Origin of the sequence: uncultured Anaerovibrio sp. (assembly GCF_947302755.1) — a bacterium.
GTDB lineage: Bacteria > Bacillota > Negativicutes > Selenomonadales > Selenomonadaceae > Anaerovibrio.
Genome location: NZ_CAMYWM010000179.1, coordinates 1 through 3,928, shown reverse-complemented (window position 1 = coordinate 3,928; position 3,928 = coordinate 1). Strand labels below are relative to the sequence as shown.

At 46.5% G+C, this 3,928-nt stretch carries 1 protein-coding gene; it reads right to left on the bottom strand.

The window, feature by feature from the left end; genetic code table 11:
- A partial coding sequence (locus Q0Y54_RS12080) for a hypothetical protein (RefSeq protein WP_297968377.1) occupies positions 1–3,928 on the bottom strand: 3,928 nt, incomplete at both ends.

Here is a 3,928-nt window from a genome sequence, read left to right as displayed (position 1 = left end):
GCCATTGCTTAATTGGTCAACGCTTATAACCTGGGGAGCCAAATTACTGCCCACATTTTTACCAATGAGGGTAATATTATTGCCGCTTACATTAGCCAGCTTATCCCGGCTGTCAGTGGAGCCTACCTCCTTATTGAAGATCTCCGAGCGAACAGCATAGAGCAGCTCATCCCGGGTCCATTTGTAGGTTGGATTGGCGGCCTCAGCCCTCAGCTTGGCATAATCGCTATTAACATCTGCAGCCAGGTGCTCCAAATATGCCGCACTATCAGAGTAAGCACCAAACTCTGCCTTCAAATCATTATAGGCGGTCTGTTCTTTTGCTGACATTGCCATATTGGTATCTGCCTTTTGTTTCATGGTCAGGTAATCAGCAAAATTTTCCTTGACATTATTTTCGTAATCGGCAACATTTCTTTCCAGCTTCCGAATATAGGCGTTGTTGCGGTCCGGTCCGGCAATCATTCCGGAGTCAATCCACCGCTGAATACGGGCCGAAGTTTCATCGCCGGCCTCATCCCCGGTATATGGCAAAGCATCCACAAAGCTGCCACCCTCATTGTTCAGGGTAACATCACCTGTAACAGAGTTGACGACTCCAATACGCATGTCAGTGCCTTCACCGCCGCTATTGGTCAGGAATATATCCTTTTGAGCTGTGGCACTGACGCTGGCACTACGTGGGTTATAATTTAGTGCCTGCTGCCCGGTCATTACCTTCAGCCCCTGTTCACTGGTACCAATGGACCCAGTCCTGCTGGTAAGATCAATGCGGTGGCCATTAATGCCATCGCCGGCCCCCTGAATAATATTACCGCTTACGTTGAGGGTAATATTATTGTTGCCACCCAATAAAGCACTAATATTTTGTGCCCTTACGGTGGATATTTCCGCATCACCGTTTACATTAATATCAATATGGCCGCTTACGGTATCAGCCCCCAGCTGTACAGTCTTATCCTTATCCAAGGCATCAATATAAATATTACCAATATTATTTCCAGCCACCAGGGAAACCTTGTTGCCAATAATGGTTGAGCTGGAATTGCCCTTAATATCCCCGTTAGCATCAATATCAATCGTCCCCTGGGCATTATTGTTCCGAATATCCCCTGTGAGGTCGATATCGCCATTACCTTTAATATTAATACGGCCATCCTCCTGGCCAATAAATTTGATTTCAATCGGCTTATCGGCCTTTATGCTGGACACGTAGGTCTGGCTGGAGCCAGTCTTAACATCCCAGTTGTAATAGTAGTTCTTCCAAAGGATATGATCCTTGGAAGATACCTCATAGTTCATCTCCTGCTGGTTAAGAACCACATTATCTGCCACCATATTGTAATCATCACCGGCTTCGGTGGAGATAAAACGTCCCTTTTGCAGATCAATGGTACGTTTTTCAGTCTCGGTCTTCTCCGCTTTATCACTGGCTGTGGTTCCAATGTCTATCAAGTCCAGAACCGCAGTATCGCGATAGTAATAATGCACTGTTGAAGTAGTATCTGTGCCACGGGTCCAGTTATAGCGGCTGTTGGCTATTGGATTGAAGGTATAGCTGCGTCCAGCCTGGGATTTATCTACAACAGTCTTGGAATTATTGCCCAAATAGCCCTCCGTAATTGTTACTCCTGCTGTGGTATAGCTGTTACGGGTCAGATACTCCTTGCCGTCCTTCAGGGAAGATGTAGTAAGTACCACCTCACCATTTATATCGTTGTTAATAATCTTGCCCACCTGCATATCCACATTGCTTTGATTGTCAATGCTGATATCCGCAGCACCATCCACGGCAAAAATTTTACCGCCGGTGGTACTGATAATCCGGCCGGTAAGATATACCTTACCCCCCTGAGCATCGATATTCTCAGTTATCAGGGTATCATTAGTGGGGTCATAATAAACCTGGACATTGTAAACAAGAGAGCCATCAGCTGCCTTATCAGCAGACCAGTTGACGCCTCCTTCATTAACCTTATAAATACGGTGCCCATCATAGAGCTTTGATTTACTGAAGTCCTGTATCTCAGCCGCAGCCTTGGCCGCCTCAACCTGCTCCTGGGTTACAACAGCCTGGTAGTTGCCAAAGCCACTTTGCAAAATACCATTTACATTGATGGCATCTGCGGCAATAAAGATGGTATTACCCGCTATACGCCCAGTCTTGTTGGCCAGAGCTTCACTTTCCGCCTTAGGGGCGGTACCATCAAGAGCTTTTATTTCGTGCTTATCCTGGTCTTTCAGGCCCCAGCTGGCGGAGATACTATCAATATTCGCCTGATTTACATTCTCATATACATCATCAGGGGTAGAGCCAATATGTACCGTACCCTGGGTATAGCTTTGGGTAATGCTGCCAGCCTTTGAGGTCAGCCTTACGGAATGACCATCCACACCGGTTATCTTGTCTTCCCTGTCTGTACCGTCAATAATAATGTCGCCAATACTGCTGTTATTATTGGTTATTTCTACATCAGCGATACCGCCGTCAACATAACCGGCAAGCTCAATGGTGCCGACACCATCAAAGGTCTTATTGACAGTTTTGGTATGGCCATCGCTCATATAGGTTACCTTATCCGTCAAGGCTATGCCGCTGATGGAAGCATTATCAGAGGTAATGGACAGCATGGGACCGTCACCGAAGACAGATTTCAGCTTGCTGTAGGACACATCATATTGCTTGTCCACATTCAGCTCTTTAATCTGATTTTTGCCGGCTGCATCGGAATTAATAATATTGTCCTTATAGATAATCCCGTCGCCCTTATCATGAATTAAGGTATCATTAACCAACAAATAGGCATTGGAGGTATTCTTCACAATGATTTCCGGATTGGTCTTGGCCACCAGTGAGCCCTTGCCATAGAAATTATTGCTGTCCACATTAATGGTACCGCCACAGGCCTCCAGAAGCTCCGGCAAGATAACCACCGGAATATCGTAGCCTGTGGTAATCGGTATCCAAACCTTGTTGCCATTCTCATCTGTTTCCTCCACCAAAAGGCCCATATTCTTCATCCGGGTCTCCAGCAGCTCCAGCTCCTGCTTATATCCTGCATAGGCAACAAGGGTATTGTCGTCGCCACCCTTGGTATTCTTACCATTATAATCCTTTAAAAGCTGCTTCAGCTCAACCCAGCGCTGGGTCAGCATGCTGGCATAGCTCTGGATATTCTGTATGGTTGCAGCTTCCAAATCAGCATAGTGTTTACCCTCATCATCCACAATGGAGATGGTGAAGGCCTGGTCATTGCCGGTGGCCGTAACATTATGCTTTTCTACAATATCCACATCATTGGTTGCCTTTACCTCATGGTAGCCTAAATAGCTGTCCGGCACCACCTGACCGGAAATATTCATATAAATTTTATCCTGGGAACCGGCCAGCAGACTACCATCCACCATAGCGTAGTTGGTGGTTTCACTTACCAGCTTATCCACATTGGAGCCATCACTGCTTTCGCTTTCCACCACTGGAACATTTTTCCCGTCACCGCCGTCACCAGTATAAAAGGTATGATAGGAGGCCCTCTTTAAAATGCTTTCATCACCGTTGGCAGCCTTAATGTTAATATTGCGCATAGCCTCACCGTTACTGGTTTCATGAACCTGTACCGTGTTGGTCCGATGATGTTCAATATCAATATCCCGATGCCAGCCCAAGGGAATAACCGTATCATTGCGGGCATCGGCAATAGTGAGCTGCTTCACCGTGGATTTTTTGCCCCCCTTATTGGCACCGGCATACAAATTTATGTCCTTATCACTATCAATATTGCCGTAAATATCCACCAGGTTGGTACGATCAATATTATGCTCGGTTTTAGCCGTGGGACCGGCACCAGCCCCACCAGATACCTTGCCCTCAGCATGAACCGTACTGTCAATATTATCATAGGCCGCCAGGGTAATACCACCCTTATCA